This window comes from Nonlabens sp. Ci31, from assembly GCF_012974865.1.
Lineage (GTDB): Bacteria > Bacteroidota > Bacteroidia > Flavobacteriales > Flavobacteriaceae > Nonlabens.
On the sequence record NZ_CP043633.1, the window covers coordinates 612,916 to 632,987 of the forward strand.

Here is a 20,072-nt window from a genome sequence, read left to right on the forward strand (position 1 = left end):
TATGAGAAGTACTCTATTTATTATCGGTTTTTTATTTTCGAGCTTGGTGTATAGCCAGTATTCTTGGACACCAGCAGTGGTGACCCTTAAAAACGGCAGTGTTCTTACTGGTGAAGCAAAAATACCTCAGGTAGGGGCTGCTTTCAATTTTGGCGGTACGGAAAAAGTAAAGTTCCGTACAGAAAGAAAGTCTAAAAAGCAGAAATACAAAATTCAAGAGGTTGATAACATCTTATTTACAGTGACTTTTAACGAACGTGTGAATGGTGAGCGAATAGAAAATACAGCGTTTGAAACTTACGTGCCCGTCCTTATTAGTAAAAGAAAAAGGAAAGATTATTTAGGCTTTATGCAAGAAGTAGTTGTAGGTGGGGTGAGTCTTTATGGGAGGACAGTGACTCAAAACAATGGAGCATGGATGCCAGGTGCTGCTGGTACTATTGCCGTACCTATTTATACAGGAAACTGGTCACAACACAATCAATTATGGGTGTGCCGTGATGGAAAAGAGGCAGAACTTATCAATCACGTCAGTCTTTTTAAAGGTTTTAAGAAAAGAGCAGCTGAATATTTTGAAGATTGCCCCAGCCTGGTTACCCAACTAGAAGGAAGAGATTTGAAAAAATCTGATCTTAAAGAAATCGTTGAATTCTATAATGCTAATTGCGGTTAGGACTTCAAAGACTCTAGAGTCATCCTAGTTTTGTAAGTTTTGATAGTTCTGCTTTTTTGCATGTCGGTAGCTGTGGCGCGAAAAAGAGATAAAATCTTTAAGTTATTTAACAAAACAATGCTGCGTTGATTTTTTTAAAGGAATCAAATCGCATCTCTACCCTAGTATATTTAGATCCTATAATATTATGAGCGATACCAATATGAGTAAGATTGACAATTTGAATCTGGAGTTTTTACAACTCAAGGATTATGAAGAGTTGAAACATGCGATGATAGATTCTTACTCCAACTTGCCAGATTCTTACTGGAGAGAAGAGCAAATCAAAACGCTTATCGATAAATTTCCTGAAGGCCAAGTGGTTCTTAAAGTGAATGAAGAAATCGTTGCTTGCGCACTGTCTATTATTGTAAAGTATGTAGACTTTAGTGGTCAGTATACCTACGAACAGGTTACTGGAAATTACGAATTCACCACACATGATGATTCTGGTGATGTGCTCTATGGCATCGAAGTGTTTATAAAACCTCCATATAGAGGAATGCGATTAGGTCGTAGATTATATGATTACCGCAAAGAATTGTGTGAGAATTTGAATCTGAGAGGTATTGCTTTTGGAGGTCGCATTCCTAATTATCACAATCATGCAAAGGACTTGACTCCTAAACAATACATTGAAAAAGTACGCAATAAGGAGATCACAGATTCGGTGTTGAACTTCCAATTATCTAATGACTTCCATGTATCACGTGTTCTTAAAAATTATTTAGACGGCGATAAAGCCTCTATGGAATTTGCCGTACTTCTAGAATGGGATAATATTTATTATACAAAACCTATTACCGAAACAGCAGCACTTAAAAGCACGGTACGATTAGGTATTGTTCAATGGCAAATGCGACCTTACTCTGGTTTTGAAGAGCTCATGCAGCAAGTAGAATATTTTGTAGATAGCCTTGCCGCTTACAGAGCAGACTTTGCCTTATTTCCAGAATATTTTAACGCGCCTCTTATGGCGGCTTACAACGATTTAAGTGTAAGCCAGTCCATAAGAGAACTTGCTAAGTACACCGTAATGATTAGAGAGCGTTTTTCTGAACTTTCTATCAAGTATAATATCAACATTATTACTGGATCCATGCCAGAAATTATTGACGGCCAACTCTACAATATAGGGAACCTTTGCCGTAGAGATGGAACTATAGAACGTTATGAAAAAATACACGTAACTCCAGATGAGCAAAAAGTATGGGGGCTTCAAGGTGGTAAAAACATACAGACTTTTGATACGGACTGCGGTAAAATAGGAATCTTAATTTGTTATGACAGCGAGTTTCCAGAATTGAGTCGTATTATGGCAAAAGATGGGATGCAAATGCTCTTTGTTCCTTTCTTAACCGATACTCAGAATGCTTTTGCTAGAGTAAAATTGTGCTGCCAAGCGCGTGCGGTAGAAAATGAATGCTATGTAGCGATTGCAGGAAGCGTAGGAAATTTGCCCGCTGTGGAAAACATGGATATTTCTTATGCGCAGAGCGCTGTATTTACTCCGTGTGATTTTGCATTTCCATCCAACGGTATCAAAGCAGAAGCTACTGCAAACACAGAGATGATTCTAGTAGCCGACGTTGATCTTACATTGTTAAATCAACTACACAATCACGGGGCAGTAAAAAACCTTAAGGATCGTCGTACGGATCTTTATGAAGTGACTAAGAAGTAAAAGAACAAGAGTTATAACTATTTCAAAAGGGTTTCTAAATAACATTAGAACCCCTTTTTTTATTTAATCATAGGAATGCTGCTTGGGTAAGTAATTTGTTTGCCTCTGCGACTAGAGATCGCAAAAATAATAGCAAATAAACCGTTTAACGAGACAAGGAAAAAAACCATTAAAAATAAATTTGAAAAATGAAGATTTTCCCAATGAAGAATTTTCCCAAGAGTTGCAAGCATTATTAAAATAAAAGTCATGGCCTGAAAAACGATCTGAAAATTCAAAAGCCGTGCCCCTATTTTTTGTAATCCTTGAATTTTATCTTTTTTGGTAAGCCATAACACTAACGGCAAAATGATATTGCCTAGTGGTATTACAATACCAGATAGAACAGACAAATGAAAAAACATCAGGAACTGTAAGTCTTCCTTTTTACCGAAGTCCAACAGCTCTTCAATAGGAACTCCTAATGAATCGCAAATCAATTGCATGGTTTTACCACGAGGTTCATTCTCGTTATTTTCTATGCGTTGTATGGTGCGAAGACTTACCTGAGATTTCTCTGCTAACTCCTCTTGAGACATTCCTGTTTTAAAACGCATCTCTTTAATTTTTGTTCCAATAGGATTCATAGTTTTGGTTTTTGATTTGTTAGGAACAAAGCTAATACGACATAGAACTTGGTACGTCATTTTATCGCAGAAGTGTTCACGTCATTTTTATGACAAACCTGTCCATACACTGATTTAATGATTTTTAAACTTCTCTTTTTGAAGGTGTATTTTTATTAGAAAATAGAACTTCCCATAAAAACACAGCAGCAACTGAGGCATATTCTAATCCCACCAGTCCTAAATTCTCTGTAAAATCGGTATTTGAATAGGTATAATAGCTTAGAAAAGCTACAAAACTCCACACGAGCATAAATCGGTACCTGGTAAAAATAGAAAATAGCAAAGGAATGGTCAGGTACCAAGGATGCACCGTCGTGGATAAAAGTAAATAAATAAAAAATGAAAATACCATACTGCTCAATAGCACTTCTGGAATTTCGTTTTTTCGCTTAAATGCTATAAACAGCACCGATAAGAAAGTAATCATAGGCAGTACGACACCAGCCGTCTCGATCACATTATAGCCCGTAAGCTCATAACCTATCGCTCGTATCACATAAAAAACACTGGCATTGAATTCAAAATTCCCAAACCACAAAGCTACAGAACCTGAATACTTTCCTAATAAGTCACTGCTGTAGAAAGGAAGGAAACCCATAAGAACTATCCCACCCACCGCTATATAAAGCAAACTAGCCCTCTTCCAACGTAGCTTTCTAAATAGCAATGGCAATACGATAAGCGGCAACAGTTTTAAAAGCACCCCATAAGCGAGAAATAAAGCACTTTTAATTTGTTGTGATTTCAACAAATGATACACAGATAAAAGCAGGAAGAAAGCCACCATGCCGTCAAAATGTAAGTTTCCTGTCAACTCAATCACCACAAACGGATTCAGAAAATACAAGAGTATGAGGTAAGGTGATTTACCTAAAAGTTTTAATAGTTTTAATCCATAGAAAAAAACGCCCACATCTGCTATGATAATAAAGACACGTATCCATAGCATCGTGGCAAAAATACTTTTACCTCCTAGGAAAGCGGCTACAGCAAAAAACAACTGATTCAACGGAGGGTAATTGGTATAATGACCACTAGACAGTTCCCCCATATTTGCATGTAATAAGGCTGCATTAGGAATAGAAGACCCCCCTGAACGCATCACTTCATCAGGCAAATATAAATAGGGATTGTAACCGTTTAATAATTGATTCCCATCCCATATAAATCTGAAGAAATCTTGAGAAAGATTAGGTGTATAAGTAATAAGGGAGACTCTACAGATAACTCCAACTGCTAGAATCAACAGCAGCACATCTGAGTTAAAAAAACGGCCGCTCCACTTGTTGGATAAGAATCGATAATTTACTTGAAATGCCTTATTGCTCACTTTGTAAAATGCATATAGGCATAGAAAAAGCAAGCTGTAAACTAAGAATGTTTCTGTGAATTGCTTTCGCGAAAGCGAGAAAAAAACAGCGTAAAGAACCACACTAATAATGCTGATAATACCAAAAATATTACCCAGCTTATGTTTCATTACTGTTTATCTGTAATACTGCGTATAAAGACGAATCCGAAACCAATAAAAAGCATTAAATGGAAAGGAAATAGTCCAAAATCGCCACCTTGATCCCCTACCACAAAGGCAGAGTACATACCAAATGCAAAATAAAGCATGAGTATGCCTTCAATAATAACATGAGGACTGATTTTTTTAAGTATGTATTTGTTTGTTTTCCAATTGCCGCCCACTGCTTTTAGGTTGAACTTAGGTGTTCTTACAAACTCGCTGCGTTTTCCTGCATGACCTTCTAAAACAGCAATAGAATTATGGAAGGAAAAGCCCATAGCGATAGAAAAGAAGGTAAAAAACATACCTATATAAGATATAAAGTTTTTAAAGCCTCCACCATAGGTTTTCTTATACATGTACCAGTAACAAACAAAAAAGATAATAGTACTGATCACAAAGAAACTCATCACTATAAAATACTCGCGCAAGTGACCGTATTCATTTTTGATGTACAGCATAGGAACACTTAACAAACCTACAATCAATACATTGAGAAACATCGTACTGTTCAATAAATGAAGAATACCGTGAAACTTTGATTTGACCGACATGTCTGAAGAGATCACTCTTCTAAACATTTTTCTGAAATTCTCTGCTCCACCTTTGTTCCAGCGGAATTGCTGAGAGCGCGCCGCACTGATGATTATAGGAAGCTCTGCCGGAGTAGTTACATGTTCTAGGTACTTGAACTTCCATTTTTTTAATTGTGCTCTATAACTCAGGTCCAGATCTTCTGTTAAGGTATCTCCCTCCCAGTTTCCAGCATCATAAATAGTCTCTTTGCGCCAGATTCCTGCTGTTCCATTAAAGTTGATGAAGTGGCCCTTAGAGTTACGCCCGACTTGTTCTAGTGTAAAGTGAGCGTCTAAGGCAAATGCCTGTACTTGTGTCAAGATAGAATAATCTCTATTAAGGTGTGCCCATCTGGTTTGCACTACTCCTATTTCTGAATCTTTAAAATAGGGAATGGTCTTGTACAACCAATCTGCATCTGGAAGGAAATCTGCATCAAAAATAGCAATCAACTCCCCTTTTGCGATTTCAAGACCTTCTTTAAGTGCTCCAGCCTTATAACCGCTGCGATCAGTTCTTGTAATATGAACCATGTCCAGACCAGTTGCGGCAAGTCTTTTGACATGGGCTGCTGTAGTCTCAACGGTTTCATCTGTGGAGTCGTCAAGAACCTGAATTTCTAACTTTTCTCTAGGGTAATCTATAAGAGAAATATTATCTAATAGACGGTCCATTACATATGCCTCATTAAAAACAGGCAACTGTATGGTGACATAAGGAACTTCTTCTGGATTAGTTAAATCCAATTGAGGAGCATTATCTACTAATTTTTGAGACTTGATGTAATTGATCAAAAGATTGAGCTGCGCAAAAGCGTAGAACAAAATCAAAATAAGCGAAATAGAATAAACGACGATGCAAATCCAAACTAATATCATTTCTTAAAACCGTATTTGAAAATCCATACTAATATCTTAACACCTGCAAATATAGCACCTTTAACCGTACCTGAAACCTTTGAAACACCTATTCTATTGCGGTACCTCATCGGTACCTCTTTATAACTAAATCCCTTTTTTAATACCTTCAACTGCATCTCTACCGTCCACCCATATGTGCGATCTTCCATTTCCAACTCAATAAGTTTATCATATTTAATGGCTCTAAAGGGACCTAAATCGGTGAATTTTGATTTAAATAAAAGACTCATAAGGGCTGTGGCTAGCCAATTCCCAAAAATCTGAGGAATTGTCATAGCGCCCTTTTCTCTCCATTTCTTAACTCTTGATCCAACTACAAAATCTAAGTTGTTTTCTAAAATCGGCGCTACTAATTCAGTAAGTTGCTCTGGATAATCACTATAATCTCCATCTAAAAAAACGATGATGTCGGTAGGATTAGATAAAGCAGCCACATATTCCATTCCCTTAAGACAAGCATTTCCGTATCCAGGAGCAGGCTCTTCTACTACTGTTGCCCCAGCATTACGCGCATTTATTACCGTGTCGTCGTTAGAATTGTTGCTACATACAATTACCTCTGTCACTATAGACGGAATATCGTTAATGACCAGTGGTATGGAACCTGCTTCATTATAGGCAGGAATCAAAACTCTTATAATAGGTGTTGTGCTCAGGACAAAGTGTTTGAAAAATGCCGCAATTTAACCATTATGAATGGGTTAGCACACAAATAAATGCAGATTTACTTTTTTAACTTTTCTGTTTTAAATTTCAAATAATTCCTTAACTATTGCCTCTAGTAATCAGCTGTATATGTTCTCTTTTTTTAATAAAATCAGGAAAGGGAACACCTACATAACGGTATCTAATTAAAAACCCTTTTCTTTATTGGGATCCTTACCTCCAAATTTTGAAAGCTTATACGTAAAACTAAGCATGAAGTACTGCTGTAAAACTAGGCTACTGGTATCTGCAACAAAATCATCTGTAATGCTACGTCTTGTATCAATAATTTGATTGAGTATATCGTAAGCTTTGAGCTTAACTGTCGCCTTATCCTTAGCAAATTTATAGCCTAGACTCCCAATGAGAACAAAGGAGTCATCATCAAAATCGCCAGTAATATTACCAAACTTGTTGTACTCTCCTCTTATCCCAAGAATCACATGTTCTGGCCACAGCGTCGTAATGTCAAGAGCGACTCTTTGATTTACAAAATCTTGCTCTGTGATGGAGGTGATATCGTATTGTGTTCTGTTAGCACTTATCTCATATTCCAACTCTACATCTATATAGTCTTGTAAAGAATATTCAAAAGATATTCCCGGGGTGAAACTATAGTTTTCTGACTGAAAAGCAGTACCGTTAGTAAAGCCTTTGTTTAAGGATAAATTTCCATTCAGACTTAGATCAACACCTATTTCTCTGGCATCCTTTTTCCATGTTTTTGCAAACCTGGTGTATAAATAACCATTATATTCTCCATTGATATTTGTGTAGGTAGTGGTTCTAATAAGATCAGCGTCTGTGGTAGAGATTGCAGCGACGCTATTATCTGTATAGGTAAAACCTCCACCAGAATAGAAACCAGATCCTTTTTCCCAATCATATCGACTTAAATTAAAGTAGATATTATGTTGCTGGCTGGCATCCAGATCTGGATTACCTATCACTATATTTTGCGGGTTGGTTCTATCTTCTACTGGCTGCAACTGTCTTACACTGGGCACATTGATACTATTGCTATAATTCACATAAGCTCTACCGTATTTACCGAATTTATAATTCACATTTGCTCTAACATATGGGTCTGTAAACTCTTTATCAAAACTAGTATTGAGCAAAATGTCTTCACTCTCTAAAGTTTGATGTATAACTCCAGCATATACGTCCAATCGGAGATCTCCTTTGTTATAACGCAATCCTAAACTAGGTCTTTGCTGCGTATTCTTCACCTCATAATCGTTACTTAAGGTGTTATTAAAAAACAAATCTCCAGAACCATCTCTATCAAAAATGCTTCTTTTATTTTCTTGATTACCCGTCTCTACGTTGTAATTTAAAGCAAGCCCTAGCGCATCGGTAAGTTTCTTATTAAAGTATGGCGTAAAAGAAAAACTAGAGCTTTTTGAGTTGTTATTGATAAGTTGATCTTGAATTACCGGAGTTTCTGGATTAGAAAATTCATCAAAAGTAGTACGTGTACTATTAAAATCACTTTGAGCATCACTTTGATTTGTATTGGCATTCCCATAAAAGCCAAAATAGGTTCCCTTTTCTAGAGTTTTCCTAGAGAAAGAAAAATTTGCTCCCAAAGACTGGTTATCAGAATCTGAAGTGCTGGAAGTACTCACCTCGTTTATAGCAGCGCCACTTTCATCGCTTGAGATAGAGCTGCTTGTGTTGTTACTGAAGTTATTAGAAAGATTGACATTAGGCCTGATATTAAACGAAGTAAGTGTGTCTGGCTTCACTTCTATACGACCGCTTATTCGATGACTGTCTCCCAAACGATCACCACGGTTAGAACTTTCTGTAATAAAAGTACGGTCTGGTAAGAAGGTTTCCCGACGACTGTCAGCGGCAGACCTTGTGTCGTTACCGCCATAAAAGTAATTCATTTGGGCGCTTACTGTTTCACCCCAATCGTTTGACACATTTAGGCCGGCACTATCGCTAGAGGTAATACCACCGCTACCACCAAAATTCTGCCCATTGATACCAAAACTCCCATTGCTACTTCTCGAAATAGAATAAGCGCTGCTGCCCATCGCATCATAAATCTCGTCAAAAGAGAATCCTGGACTATTGATATTATTGCTACTCCCTAAGACGCTCAATTTAAAATCATTGTTGAAGTAGTTGGCAATTCCGCTCATGGAATACCGTTCATCAGTCCCTCCACCGGCGGTAAGTCTAGAGAACCAACCTTTATTTTTATCTTCATCTATAGTGATGTTGATTTCGCTAGCATTGGCATCACCAGCTTCTCCAGTGGCTTTTTGAGTATCGGTTTTTGACTCTGTTACTTGGATTTTGTCAATGATCTCTTTCGGTAAGTTTTTCAGTGCTATTTGAGGATCATCACCAAAAAATTCTTTCCCATTTACTAAAATCCTTGACACCTCTTTACCATTTACGGTAATCTTTCCATCTTTATCTACTTCTACTCCTGGCAGTTCTTTCATGACGTCTTCCAAAGTAGCGTCAGCCCTTGTATTGAAAGACTTTGCATTAAATTCTAATGTGTCTTTTTTAACAGTAATAGGCGCTTTTCGAGCAGTAATCAGAATACCATTTAGTGCTTCTATATCACTACTTAAAATAATTTCTCCTAAATCTAGATCGCGACCGTCCGTAAGATTGATAAAAGCAGTGTAATTTTTATAACCTTGAAATGAAGTGATGAAGTTTACTTTTTCATAAGCGGTATTAGCTGTTAACGTAAAAACACCCTCAGCATCTGTAATGGAATAGGCTATTAGTGTCGAGTCTTTAACACTTTCTAGATATACAGTAGCGCTTTGTAGCTTTTCATTAGTAATAGAATCTTTAACAACCCCTATAATATTGAATTGTTGTGCTGTTACTGTAACGCAAGACGTCACTATAAAAATGATAGCAAGAAATAATCTCATAAAAATCAAGCTTTAGTTAGTTCACTTTGGTTAAGAAGTTAACGCAATGATATTAGGAAAATTTTGCTGTAAAAGGCCTCTTAACAGTTTGTTAAGAAAAAACCTGTCTGACGGCCTGCTGATTTAAAAAAATGACCAAAAAAAGCACCCTATTATAGGGTGCTTTTTTTATGTCCATCTCAAAACGTATTATTTCTTTCTCATATAAACACTGATAGGTACACCGTGAAAATCAAAATGCTTTCTAAGCTGATTTTCTAAATATCTTTTATAGCTATCTCTTACATATTGAGGTAGGTTACAGAAAAAAGCAAACTGTGGCTGCGGTGTAGGCAACTGTGTTACAAACTTAATTTTTACAAATTTACCTTTCAATGATGGCGGCGGATACTTCTCTATTAATGGAAGCAATATCTCATTAAGCTGACTGGTTTTTATTTTTTTAGTACGGTTATTATAAACAGTAACAGCCGTTTCTATAGCTTTGTGTATACGTTGCTTATTCAGTACCGAAATAAAGACAATAGGCACATCTGTAAACGGCTCCATTTCCTCTCTGATCTTCGCTTCAAACTCCTTAGCCGTATTGGTCTCCTTATCGACAAGGTCCCATTTATTAACCAGTACAACGATACCTTTTCGGTTGCGCTGTGCCAGCCAAAATATATTTTGTACCTGTCCATCAAAGCCTCTTGTTGCATCCAGCATAACGATACAAACATCACAATGTTCAATGGCTCTTACGCTACGCATCACACTGTAAAACTCTAAATCCTCACGTACTTTCTTTTTTCTTCTAATTCCAGCTGTGTCCACCAGATTAAAATCAAAGCCAAAACGATTGTACTTGGTATCTATAGAATCGCGAGTCGTTCCTGCAATATCAGTAACGATGTACCTCTCTTCTCCTATCAATGCATTGATAAAAGAACTCTTCCCAGCGTTAGGTCTTCCGACTACTGCAAATCGCGGTAGGTCATCTCTTACTTCCTCTTCGGTTTCTGGCAGTATTTTTACGAGATCATCAAGTAAATCTCCAGTTCCACTTCCATTCATACTAGAAATAGAGTAATACTCCCCTAGACCTAGATTATAAAACTCGTAAGCATCTTGTTCCCGCTGGTTATTATCTACTTTATTCACCACTAGAAAAACAGGCTTTGTCACTTTACGTAAAAGCTCAGCAACATCTTCATCCATAGGAGTGATTCCATCTTCAGCATTTACCATAAAAAGAATAGCATCTGCTTCGTCTATGGCGAGCTCTACTTGATGATCGATTTCTGTTTCAAAAACATCCTCACTTCCGATCACGTAACCACCGGTGTCGATAAGAGAAAATTCCTTACCGTTCCAGTCACTTCTTCCATAGTGTCTATCTCTTGTGACACCACTTACGGAATCAGTAATCGCCTCTCTTCTTTGAATCATACGATTAAAAAGAGTGGACTTACCTACATTAGGTCTCCCTACAATTGCTACTATACTCATGATGGCATTTTTTGCGTTTGCAAAGGTAGTTTTTTATTGAGTATCAGAGCAGTTGCTTTAATAAGATGTTTGATAAATGTTCCGCTTTCTATTTTCTATTTTGAAAATAGAAGTTCATCTTAAAGTAGCTCAAGGCGAAAACGGAATAAATACAAACTTCACAACCCTTTATGAAGTGCTTTTTTTGGTTTTAAAACCTGTTTTAATTAAAACGAAATAGGTATATCTAAGAGGGAATGTACCTATTAATTATAGAGAAGAACTCCTTACTTTTTGCGATCTATCACGTAATCCACCATTTTCAAAAGCGATTCTTTATATACAGAATGCGGATAAGTATTTAATATCTCCAGTGCTTCTTGTTTATAGTGATACATAGCGGTAATGGCATAATCCAGCCCACCGTTATCCTTCACATAGTCGATGACCTCGCGCACTCTAGCTTTATCGCGATTGTGCCTTTTAACAGAGTTGATCAACCATTTTTTATTTTTGGGAGTAGCTGTTTGGAGGCAGTGAATAAGAGGTAAGGTCATTTTTTGTTCCTTGATATCGATACCAGTAGGTTTTCCTATACGCTGGTTACCATAATCAAAAAGGTCGTCCTTGATCTGGAATGCTACACCTATTAGCTCTCCAAATTTGCGCATCTTCTCTACATCTTCACTTTCTGGAGCGATAGAGCAAGCGCCCAAACTGCAGCAAGCCGCAATTAAAGTTGCGGTTTTTTTACCTATGATATCAAAATAGACGTCTTCTGTAATGTCCAGTCTTCTCGCCTTTTCTATCTGCAGCAATTCTCCTTCACTCATCTCGCGTACTGCAACACTTATTATTTGTAACAAGTCGAAGTCTTTGTTATCAATGCTGAGCAGCAGCCCTTTAGAGAGCAAATAATCACCGACCAAAACGGCAATTTTATTTTTCCATAAAGCATTTACCGAGAAGAATCCCCTGCGTTTTAAGCTATCATCGACCACATCATCGTGAACTAAGGTAGCAGTATGAATTAATTCAATAACAGAGGCACCGCGATAGGTACGCTCATTTACCTGTCCTTTACCTACCATTTTTGCCACTAAAAAAACAAACATGGGACGCATTTGTTTTCCTTTACGGTTTACTATAAAATGAGTAATACGATTGAGCAATGCGATACGAGAGGCCATGGATAGGTGAAACTTCTTTTCAAAAAGTTCCATTTCATGAGCTATAGGCTCCTTAATTTGCTCCACAATTTTCATAAGCTGCAAATATAATGATAGTCAAAATGCAATCCTTGTGCTGTAACTTAACATTTAGATTTAAGATAGCAATTCTTTAAAGAATGCGATGATGACATAAAAAAGGTAGCCTCTTTTAAAGGCTACCTTTTTACAATTGTAAGCTTAGTATAAATACTAACTTATTCTTTTATAAACTTTCTAGAAACAGTTCCTTCCTTATTGGAAATGTTCAAAATATAAAGCCCCGGTTTCAACTCCTGAACATTAGTAGTTACGTTGTTAGCATCTACCTCAAGTGATTTGATCAACCTTCCATTAAGATCAACGATGTCTACAGCCGTGAATTGTTGAGTATCACTAGTAATATTAAGGATGTCTGTCGTTGGGTTAGGATATACTCTTACACTAACATCATTTAATAACTCTTCACTAGTAGTTAATAAATCGCTAGTAACTACTGCCTCTGCTTTAAAATCAAAAAATGATCTAGTTGCAGCAAGTGCATTAGGAGTTGTTGGTGGAGTTGCAGTTGCACTAAATGGAGCTGCGGTTACCACGAAATTTAATTCAGTAGGAACTAAACCTGATAAATAAACTGCAGAATTAACACTAATATTACCAGCAGTAGGATCTAACTTCCATAACACTTCACCAGTTACAACATTGTAAGACATACCTAATGAATAGGTTGTGTTTGCCATTAAAGATAATCCTCCTGTAGCAAAATTGATATTAAAGTTACCAATACTACCACCGTTATTTAACCTAGCCTGACCTGTTAGTATCCCAGTGTCTGTGGAATAAAAATAACCTACTATAGGGTTAAATGCAGTATCATATAGAGTCATACCTACTCTAGTTCTACTTGTAGTTACAGGTCCCGTATTAAAGGTATATTCAATATCAATTACATCATTACCAGCAGTTCTTGCTGTCCAACTTGTATCTAAACCTGCTTGCCATAAAAACCTACCACCTTCATTACCGTTAGGTCCAGTTATGTCAACAGTTTGATTTGCAGCACCTGCGGCAGAAGCTATAACAAAATTGCTATTACCTGCATTGGTAGTTGTAGTGGTAGTAGAAGTTGCGGCGCCATTACTTGCAAAGGTAAGAAAACTAGCTTGACCTGCTGTTGAACCGTCAAAGGCTGTTCCGACATTACCCAAGGTAAGATTGTCAAATGTTTCTTGTTGTAACACCTGACCAGAAGAGGTCAGACTAACAGCAAACGCTCCAATTAAGAGTAGTGTTTTTTTCATTGTTTTGGATTTTACTGTAAAAATAATAAAATAAAGTAGGCTTTGATAAAAGTTATGTTAAAAAGAGCAGAATAACTATTTGAATTTCAATAGCTAAGACAGTAATAAAATAGATCAAGAACAGGGTTATTTGTCTAAATACCTTATAAATATATGTATAAATCATTCCAAATACAGGTGGTTTAGACTTCATATTATAAATTTAGAAATAAAGTTATGCGAACTAATCTTTAATATTGCAGTTCTATTTATAAATAAACACCCCGTTTCAAGACGATCAAACTGTTGCCTTTTAAAATTTCCAGCATGTACTCCAAAGTAATTTTCATACTTCTTAGTTGCGTAATACTCTATTCTTGTAAAGATAATGACGACACTATTGCTGTTCCAGAAGATATCCCACAGAGTAATATTACCGTTTATAATCAGGATCAACTGACAGATGATGATGTTTTAATTTCTCCCTTTAGAGGTAATTCATCCTTTTTAATGAATCGATTAGGGACTGTTTTACACCGTTGGTCCAGTGCTGAGTCTACCTTAATGGGGTATTTAAGGGAAGATGGTTCTGTGGTGCGTTCTATAGTTACTGGTGTCGATAACGGCATCACTATAGGAGGAAAAACTGGAGCCATTGAAATTATTGATAAAGACAATAATCAAATATGGAAATGGACCTTAGACAGCAGTACAGAAGCCTTACATCACGATATCGCTCTCCTGCCTAACGGGCATATTTTAGCTTCTGTATGGGTCGTTAAAGATCGAGCGACATGTATTGCAAATGGTAGAGACCCCAGTTCTCTAGTAGCAGACCGACTGGTCATCGATAAAGTAATAGAAATTGAACCTGTGGGCACTGATCAAGCAAATATTGTTTGGGAATGGTCCTTATGGAATCATTTGGTACAAGATTTTGATGCTTCCCAACTGAATTTTGGAGATGCAAGTAATGGAAGCCTATTTGACATCAATCAATCTACAGAAGGTGAAAATTTCACTCATGTCAATGGTTTGGATTACATCCCATCATTAGATCAAATAATTTTAAACAGTAGAGTACTTAACGAATTTATCATCATAGATCACGGTATAACTACAGCAGAGGCTGCTTCTAATACTGGTGGTAGGTACAATAAAGGTGGGGAAATCCTTTACAGATGGGGGAATCCTGAATCTTACAATTCTGGAACGAGCCTGGACCGACAGCTACATGACCAGCACGATGCTACCTTTGTAGGTAATAACAGTTTATCTAGAGGTACTTTTTTAGTTTTTGACAATCAAGACGATCCTAATTTCTCTACGGTTAAAGAAATCTCTATCAATGTCACAGCAGATGGAGTTTATGATGCGATACCGTCTACAGGCAATAGTCCTGCTTCTCCTACATGGAGTTACTCTAGCGACGAGATCTACTCGGCTAGAACCTCTGGAGCACAGCGACTATCCTCAGGCAATACGTTAATAACCAGCACCTCTGGAGCTATTATACGAGAGGTAAATTATGAGAACGAAGTGCTTTGGGAGTTTGATGCCAGGATAGCGGTTGATGGCGTATTAGAAATAGATTCTTCGGGATTTAAGTCTAGAAGTTACGAGAGAAATTACCCAGGAGTAACCGCCTTGGGACTTTAAAATACGCGTATAAAAAAGCTGGAACCGTTCTTTAGACAAGAATAGTTCCAGCTTTTATATTTTAATAACCTACTGTTTATTTGCTAATTGGCCGCAAGCAGCGTCTATATCTTTACCTCTACTACGCCTTACATTAACCACGATTCGGCTGCGTTCTAATAGTGTTTTATACATGTCAATAGCTTTACTACTGGCTTGTTCAAACCTATCATCATCTATGGAATTGTACTCAATGATATTTACTTTACATGGAATCACCTTACAGAATTTGATGAGCTCGTGCACATCTTCTTCTGTATCGTTGATGCCTTTCCAAACTACGTATTCATAAGTAACCCTTGTTCCTGTCTTCTCATACCAGTACTTCAATGCTTCCTTGATATCAGCAAGTGGAAACTGCTCGTTAAAAGGCATGATTTTGGTTCTTTTTTCATCGATAGCACTGTGTAAGGATAGTGCCAGATTAAATTTAGGACCATCGTCAGCCAGTTTCATCATCATTTTAGGGACACCACTAGTAGAAAGGGTGATGCGCTTAGGAGACATCCCAAGTCCGTCTTCACTAGTTATTTTTTCTATGGACTTCAAGACGTTATTATAATTCATCAAGGGCTCTCCCATTCCCATAAATACAATATTTGATAAGGGAATGTTGTGATACAACCTACTTTGCTGATCTATCGCAATTACCTGATCATAAATCTCATCAGGTTGCAAGTTACGCATGCGCTTTAATCTGGCGGTAGCACAAAAGGCACAATTTAAACTACAACCTACTTGGGAGGAAACACAGGCGGTGGTTCGAGTATCTGTTGGGATCAATACCGACTCTACGGTCAATCCATCGTGTAGTTTAACCGCATTTTTTATAGTACCATCTGTACTTCTTTGCATGTCATCCACCTTGATATGATTGATGGTAAAATGCGCTTCTAGGAAGGCTCTGGTTTCTTTAGAAAGATTAGTCATCGCATCAAAGGAATGCGCACCTTTTTTCCATAACCATTCGTATATCTGGTTACCTCTAAAAGCCTGATCGCCATTATCTACAAAAAAGTCTCTTAACTGTTCTTTAGTTAAAGCTCTGATATCTTTCTTTTTTTCTTTCAACATAGGGTATAAAAAAACGCATTGCAAAATTACATGATCTTACAACGCGTTTGGTATGAATTCTGAAGTTTCTTAGCTCTTAATCAACTTCTTTGTGATTTGAACCTCATTTATGGATAAATTCATAAGGTAAAGGCCATTTGCAACAGCATCTAAACTAATTTCAGATCTGCCATTTGTTAAATTGCCAGATGTGATTAATTTACCGCTTAGGTCATAAATATCATACTTAACAGCATCAAGAGTAGATTCTACATTGAAAATTCCTGATGACGGGTTAGGGAAGACACTTATTGAATTTTGCAATACGTCTTCTAATCCTGCTGTACTATCTATTTTAAAAGGCGTCACTTCAGCAGCTCCAAAATTTCCTCCTGTGAAAATTTGTATACCTGTATCTGTAGTTAACGTATAACTACCTTGTCCAAAACCACAACAAATACCATCGGCATAAGAGTCAGAAATCGTAAATTCATAACACTCTCCAGTCACGATATTAAAAGGCAGGTTATAGGTAGTTGCATTAGCCAGCGATCCTGCAGCACCAGATGCAATTATAGCTCCAGAACTATCTGTTACTTGCCAAGAGGTTTCATTTGCAAAATTATCTGTTGTGATGTTAAATGACACCGTATTATTGGCTGCAAATGAAGGGGAGACGTTTAAATCAAAATCAGCACTAATTAGGTTATTAATACCGTTCTGATCAGCAACACCATTTGGATTAACAAGCCTTACACTCAACGTAGTAGCAGCTGTTACCGTATAGGCAGGTAGACTAACGGTATCAATAGCACCTTGAGCAATACTACCTGTATAATTAATAGTGGTATTAGTAGCTCCTCTATCATAAGTATATACCACATCTACACTAGTAAGAGTTGATGATCCCCTATTGGTGATTTGAACCACTGGATTTATAGCTCCAGAACAAACTTCTGAAGGAACGTTATTTAGAGCAACACTTGCATCTATAGCAAAAACTTGCAAAGGAGGATATTGACCTAACGTAACCTGACCTGTATTATTTGGGTCCAACCAGTCGCTTAGTCTAGTTGCTGCAGTAGTTCCTTCTGAAAATCCGGTATCAAATCTACCATAAATATCAAAGGCATTGTTGTCATTTGTACCGTTACAAGCAGCTGCACCACCTGAAAGAACTCCTATCAACTGTCCATCTTGATTGAATAGAGGTGAACCTGACGAACCTGGCTCTGTAACTCCTAAATCCCAATCAGAAATCCTCCAAACTTCTGTAGTAGGATCTCCGTTAAATGAAGTTGTTTGTTTAGCGGCTGATTGATCGTCTCTACATGTTTTCTGTATATCTCCTGATGGATGGTGGATACCAAATTGCATCGAAGGAATGGTAGTACCAGACTTATTCCATCCATTCCAAACTACATCTGGATTAGCGTTGAAAAAACCTGTATCTGTAATTCTCACTAACTGCATATCACTACCACTGTTATTCATTAATAATGTGGCACCAGATGCTGTTTGATTAAAGGTTCCATTAGGACTAGCTGTTGTTGTTGCACAAGAAGGCGTAGGGCTTCTCCAGTTGAAACGAAATGCCCATCCTGCTACAGAGTTTCCGCAGTGATTTGCAGTAATAAATAAAGGCGCTCCATCGTTTGCCGTGTTGTTGATTAAAGATCCTGTACAAAAACCTGTATTACCACTTACTAACATAGCAACACTTTTCTTTACATCTTCTTTCACTTGATTGATACTAAAAGGGTCTGCACCAGGTGGAGTGATATCACAATCTACATCTTGATTACAGTCTCCTGAATCGTTTAAAGCCTTTGCTTCATTAAAATCTATAGCGGTTCGGTAACCGTGTACCACATTCCCTATTTCTAGTCTACTTTGACCAATACTATTTTTTGGCTCATAGAACTCTACCCATACATCATCAGATGCTACTGGCCATATTCCTAAAGCCTTATTGACATTATTCTGTTCATAGGTAAATAATTTGGAAAGGTCGCTCTGATCGTGAGAGGCAACTCGCATCCATGCTCCTGGTCTTAAATCAAACCAATCAAAAAAGATATTGATTGTTTTTGCCCCAGGGGACTGTATTCTAACTCTCCACAATTGGTCTCCATTATCTAAAGTGATTTTTTGACCGTGCGTGTCGGGATCGATATTTACAGAAAAGTCATAACCAAATCGCCATGGAATACTTTTATCCAAGTCGTTTTTAGCATCTTCTTTGGCCAATTCCTCAAAAGGAACATTCTTGAATTTCTCAATAGAAGCATCATATGCTGTGGTTAACTTCCAAGACAATGGCTGAGGTCCTGAAAAATCGTTCTGAGCTAGTAAAGCTTGCGCAACAAACAACACTAGCAAAAAAGTAATTTTTTTCATGTTTTGAATTTAGAACGACAAGATAAGAAACTATCATAAAAAAACCCTAAAGAATATATATTCAATAGGGTTTTAAATAAAAATGTAGTGGTTCCCATCATAAATCAATAGAATATGCTGTAAAACCTTTAATAAAAGTTTACATCAGTTAACTAATCTATAATCAACATCGCGTCACCGTAGGTGCTGAATTTGTAGCCTTCCTTTAAAGCGACTTGATACGCCTCGTTAAGAAAATCATATCCTGCAAAAGCTGCTGCTTGCATCATTAAAGTAGACTTAGGGTGGTGAAAGTTAGTGATCATGCTATTTGCAATCGTAAACACATATGGTGGAAAAATAAACTTGTTGGTCCACTCGCCAAAAGTATTTAAATGTCCATCGCTACTTACGGCACTTTCTAACGTACGCATAGTAGTTGTTCCTACCGCACAAACGTTCTTTCTGGTATCTATAGCGTGATTCACTATATCACAAGTTTCTTGTGTGATAAAGGCTTGCTCACTGTCCATTTTATGCTTAGAAAGGTCTTCTACCTCAACCGGAGCAAAGGTTCCTAGACCTATATGCATGGTTACGGCAGTTCTTTTGATCCCTTTAATTTCAAGTCTTTTTAATAAATGTTTTGAAAAGTGAAGTCCAGCAACTGGCGCTGCTACAGCTCCTTCTTTTTCTGCAAAAATAGTCTGGTAACGCTCCTCATCTTCTGGCTCTACATCTCTGTTCAATTCTTTAGGCAATGGGGTTTCTCCTAGTTCTTTAAGTGCTCGTCTGAATTCTTCATAACTACCGTCATAAAGGAAACGTAAGGTACGTCCTCTTGAGGTCGTATTATCGATCACCTCAGCTACTAGATTTTCATCCTCGCCAAAGTATAATTTATTTCCTATTCTTATTTTTCTCGCAGGATCTACAAGAACATCCCACAATTTTGTCTCTGGGTTTAATTCTCTAAGAAGAAAAACTTCTATTCTTGCTCCTGTTTTTTCTTTATTACCGTATAATCTGGCTGGGAAAACCTTGGTATCGTTCATCACAAAAATGTCATCTTCATTAAAGTAATCGATAACGTCCTTGAACATTTTATGTTCAATTTTACCCGTTTTCCTGTGCAAAACCATCAACTTAGACTCGTCTCTGTTTTCTGCTGGATGCTGTGCGATGCGATCTTCTGGAAGCTCGTATCCAAATTGTGATAACTTCATTAATTCATTTTTATGATAAGCTGCAAATATACAATTTGAGCATAGGCCTTGTCAAGTAAAAAGCG

General features: G+C 37.3%; 14 protein-coding genes. 3 read left to right on the forward strand and 11 right to left on the reverse strand.

Features of this window, described 5'->3' with window-relative positions; all coding sequences use genetic code 11:
- Nucleotide 1 precedes the first annotated feature (1 nt).
- Together F0365_RS02780 and F0365_RS02785 are read left to right on the forward strand one after the other, a co-directional pair.
- Nucleotides 2-673 carry a hypothetical protein gene (locus tag F0365_RS02780; protein WP_169932256.1) on the forward strand — a complete coding sequence of 224 codons (672 nt, stop codon included), beginning with the start codon at nt 2-4 and terminating at the stop codon, nt 671-673.
- Between the two features lie 187 nt (nt 674-860).
- Nucleotides 861-2,396: a bifunctional GNAT family N-acetyltransferase/carbon-nitrogen hydrolase family protein gene (locus tag F0365_RS02785; RefSeq protein ID WP_169932258.1), complete on the forward strand. Its 1,536-nt coding sequence runs from the start codon at nt 861-863 to the stop codon at nt 2,394-2,396.
- 59 nt (nt 2,397-2,455) lie between these two features.
- On the opposite strand, the gene F0365_RS02790 is transcribed toward F0365_RS02785, so the two are convergent.
- The 8 genes from F0365_RS02790 to F0365_RS02825 all read right to left on the reverse strand — a co-directional run bounded on the left by F0365_RS02790 (nt 2,456) and on the right by F0365_RS02825 (nt 13,672).
- Entirely contained in the window at nt 2,456-3,022 is a 567-nt protein-coding gene (locus F0365_RS02790; RefSeq protein WP_169932260.1) for a helix-turn-helix domain-containing protein, read from the reverse strand.
- Nucleotides 3,023-3,146: 124 nt separating this feature from the next.
- Entirely contained in the window at nt 3,147-4,544 is a 1,398-nt protein-coding gene (locus F0365_RS02795; RefSeq protein WP_169932262.1) for a glycosyltransferase 87 family protein, read from the reverse strand.
- Nucleotides 4,544-6,031: a cellulose synthase family protein gene (locus tag F0365_RS02800; protein ID WP_169932263.1), complete on the reverse strand. Its 1,488-nt coding sequence runs from the start codon at nt 6,029-6,031 to the stop codon at nt 4,544-4,546. The genes F0365_RS02795 and F0365_RS02800 overlap by 1 nt, the downstream gene beginning before the upstream one ends.
- Entirely contained in the window at nt 6,028-6,702 is a 675-nt protein-coding gene (locus F0365_RS02805) for a glycosyltransferase family 2 protein (protein ID WP_240961853.1), read from the reverse strand. The genes F0365_RS02800 and F0365_RS02805 overlap by 4 nt, the downstream gene beginning before the upstream one ends.
- A gap of 222 nt (nt 6,703-6,924) precedes the next feature.
- Nucleotides 6,925-9,693, reverse strand: a complete 2,769-nt coding sequence (locus F0365_RS02810; RefSeq protein ID WP_169932265.1) for an outer membrane beta-barrel protein — start codon at nt 9,691-9,693, stop codon at nt 6,925-6,927.
- A gap of 189 nt (nt 9,694-9,882) precedes the next feature.
- Nucleotides 9,883-11,187, reverse strand: coding sequence for a ribosome biogenesis GTPase Der (der, locus tag F0365_RS02815; protein ID WP_169934737.1), 1,305 nt, complete (start codon nt 11,185-11,187; stop codon nt 9,883-9,885).
- A gap of 263 nt (nt 11,188-11,450) precedes the next feature.
- On the reverse strand, nt 11,451-12,428 hold the full coding sequence (locus F0365_RS02820; protein ID WP_169932267.1) for a polyprenyl synthetase family protein: 978 nt from the start codon (nt 12,426-12,428) through the stop codon (nt 11,451-11,453).
- A gap of 161 nt (nt 12,429-12,589) precedes the next feature.
- On the reverse strand, nt 12,590-13,672 hold the full coding sequence (locus tag F0365_RS02825) for a T9SS type A sorting domain-containing protein (RefSeq protein WP_169932269.1): 1,083 nt from the start codon (nt 13,670-13,672) through the stop codon (nt 12,590-12,592).
- 306 nt (nt 13,673-13,978) lie between these two features.
- Between F0365_RS02825 and F0365_RS02830 the strand changes: the two genes are divergently transcribed.
- Nucleotides 13,979-15,310 (forward strand): aryl-sulfate sulfotransferase, encoded by a 1,332-nt coding sequence (locus tag F0365_RS02830; protein WP_169932270.1) that lies wholly within the window; start codon nt 13,979-13,981, stop codon nt 15,308-15,310.
- Between the two features lie 69 nt (nt 15,311-15,379).
- On the opposite strand, the gene rlmN is transcribed toward F0365_RS02830, so the two are convergent.
- The 3 genes from rlmN to queA all read right to left on the reverse strand — a co-directional run bounded on the left by rlmN (nt 15,380) and on the right by queA (nt 20,007).
- Complete coding sequence (rlmN, locus tag F0365_RS02835; protein ID WP_169934738.1) at nt 15,380-16,420, reverse strand: 23S rRNA (adenine(2503)-C(2))-methyltransferase RlmN; 1,041 nt, start codon at nt 16,418-16,420, stop codon at nt 15,380-15,382.
- Nucleotides 16,421-16,492: 72 nt separating this feature from the next.
- Nucleotides 16,493-18,802, reverse strand: a complete 2,310-nt coding sequence (locus tag F0365_RS02840) for a T9SS type A sorting domain-containing protein (RefSeq protein ID WP_169932272.1) — start codon at nt 18,800-18,802, stop codon at nt 16,493-16,495.
- Nucleotides 18,803-18,954: 152 nt separating this feature from the next.
- Nucleotides 18,955-20,007 (reverse strand): tRNA preQ1(34) S-adenosylmethionine ribosyltransferase-isomerase QueA, encoded by a 1,053-nt coding sequence (gene queA, locus F0365_RS02845; RefSeq protein ID WP_169932273.1) that lies wholly within the window; start codon nt 20,005-20,007, stop codon nt 18,955-18,957.
- Nucleotides 20,008-20,072: the final 65 nt, after the last annotated feature.

What these genes read in the sequence shown, in the direction of transcription:
- F0365_RS02780 (WP_169932256.1), top strand. Translation starts at nt 2, where the DNA reads ATGAGAAGTACTCTATTTATTATCGGTTTTTTATTTTCGAGCTTGGTG.
- F0365_RS02785 (WP_169932258.1), top strand. Translation starts at nt 861, where the DNA reads ATGAGCGATACCAATATGAGTAAGATTGACAATTTGAATCTGGAGTTT.
- F0365_RS02790 (WP_169932260.1), bottom strand. Translation starts at nt 3,022, where the DNA reads ATGAATCCTATTGGAACAAAAATTAAAGAGATGCGTTTTAAAACAGGA.
- F0365_RS02795 (WP_169932262.1), bottom strand. Translation starts at nt 4,544, where the DNA reads ATGAAACATAAGCTGGGTAATATTTTTGGTATTATCAGCATTATTAGT.
- F0365_RS02800 (WP_169932263.1), bottom strand. Translation starts at nt 6,031, where the DNA reads ATGATATTAGTTTGGATTTGCATCGTCGTTTATTCTATTTCGCTTATT.
- F0365_RS02810 (WP_169932265.1), bottom strand. Translation starts at nt 9,693, where the DNA reads ATGAGATTATTTCTTGCTATCATTTTTATAGTGACGTCTTGCGTTACA.
- F0365_RS02820 (WP_169932267.1), bottom strand. Translation starts at nt 12,428, where the DNA reads ATGAAAATTGTGGAGCAAATTAAGGAGCCTATAGCTCATGAAATGGAA.
- F0365_RS02825 (WP_169932269.1), bottom strand. Translation starts at nt 13,672, where the DNA reads ATGAAAAAAACACTACTCTTAATTGGAGCGTTTGCTGTTAGTCTGACC.
- F0365_RS02830 (WP_169932270.1), top strand. Translation starts at nt 13,979, where the DNA reads ATGTACTCCAAAGTAATTTTCATACTTCTTAGTTGCGTAATACTCTAT.
- F0365_RS02840 (WP_169932272.1), bottom strand. Translation starts at nt 18,802, where the DNA reads ATGAAAAAAATTACTTTTTTGCTAGTGTTGTTTGTTGCGCAAGCTTTA.
- queA (WP_169932273.1), bottom strand. Translation starts at nt 20,007, where the DNA reads ATGAAGTTATCACAATTTGGATACGAGCTTCCAGAAGATCGCATCGCA.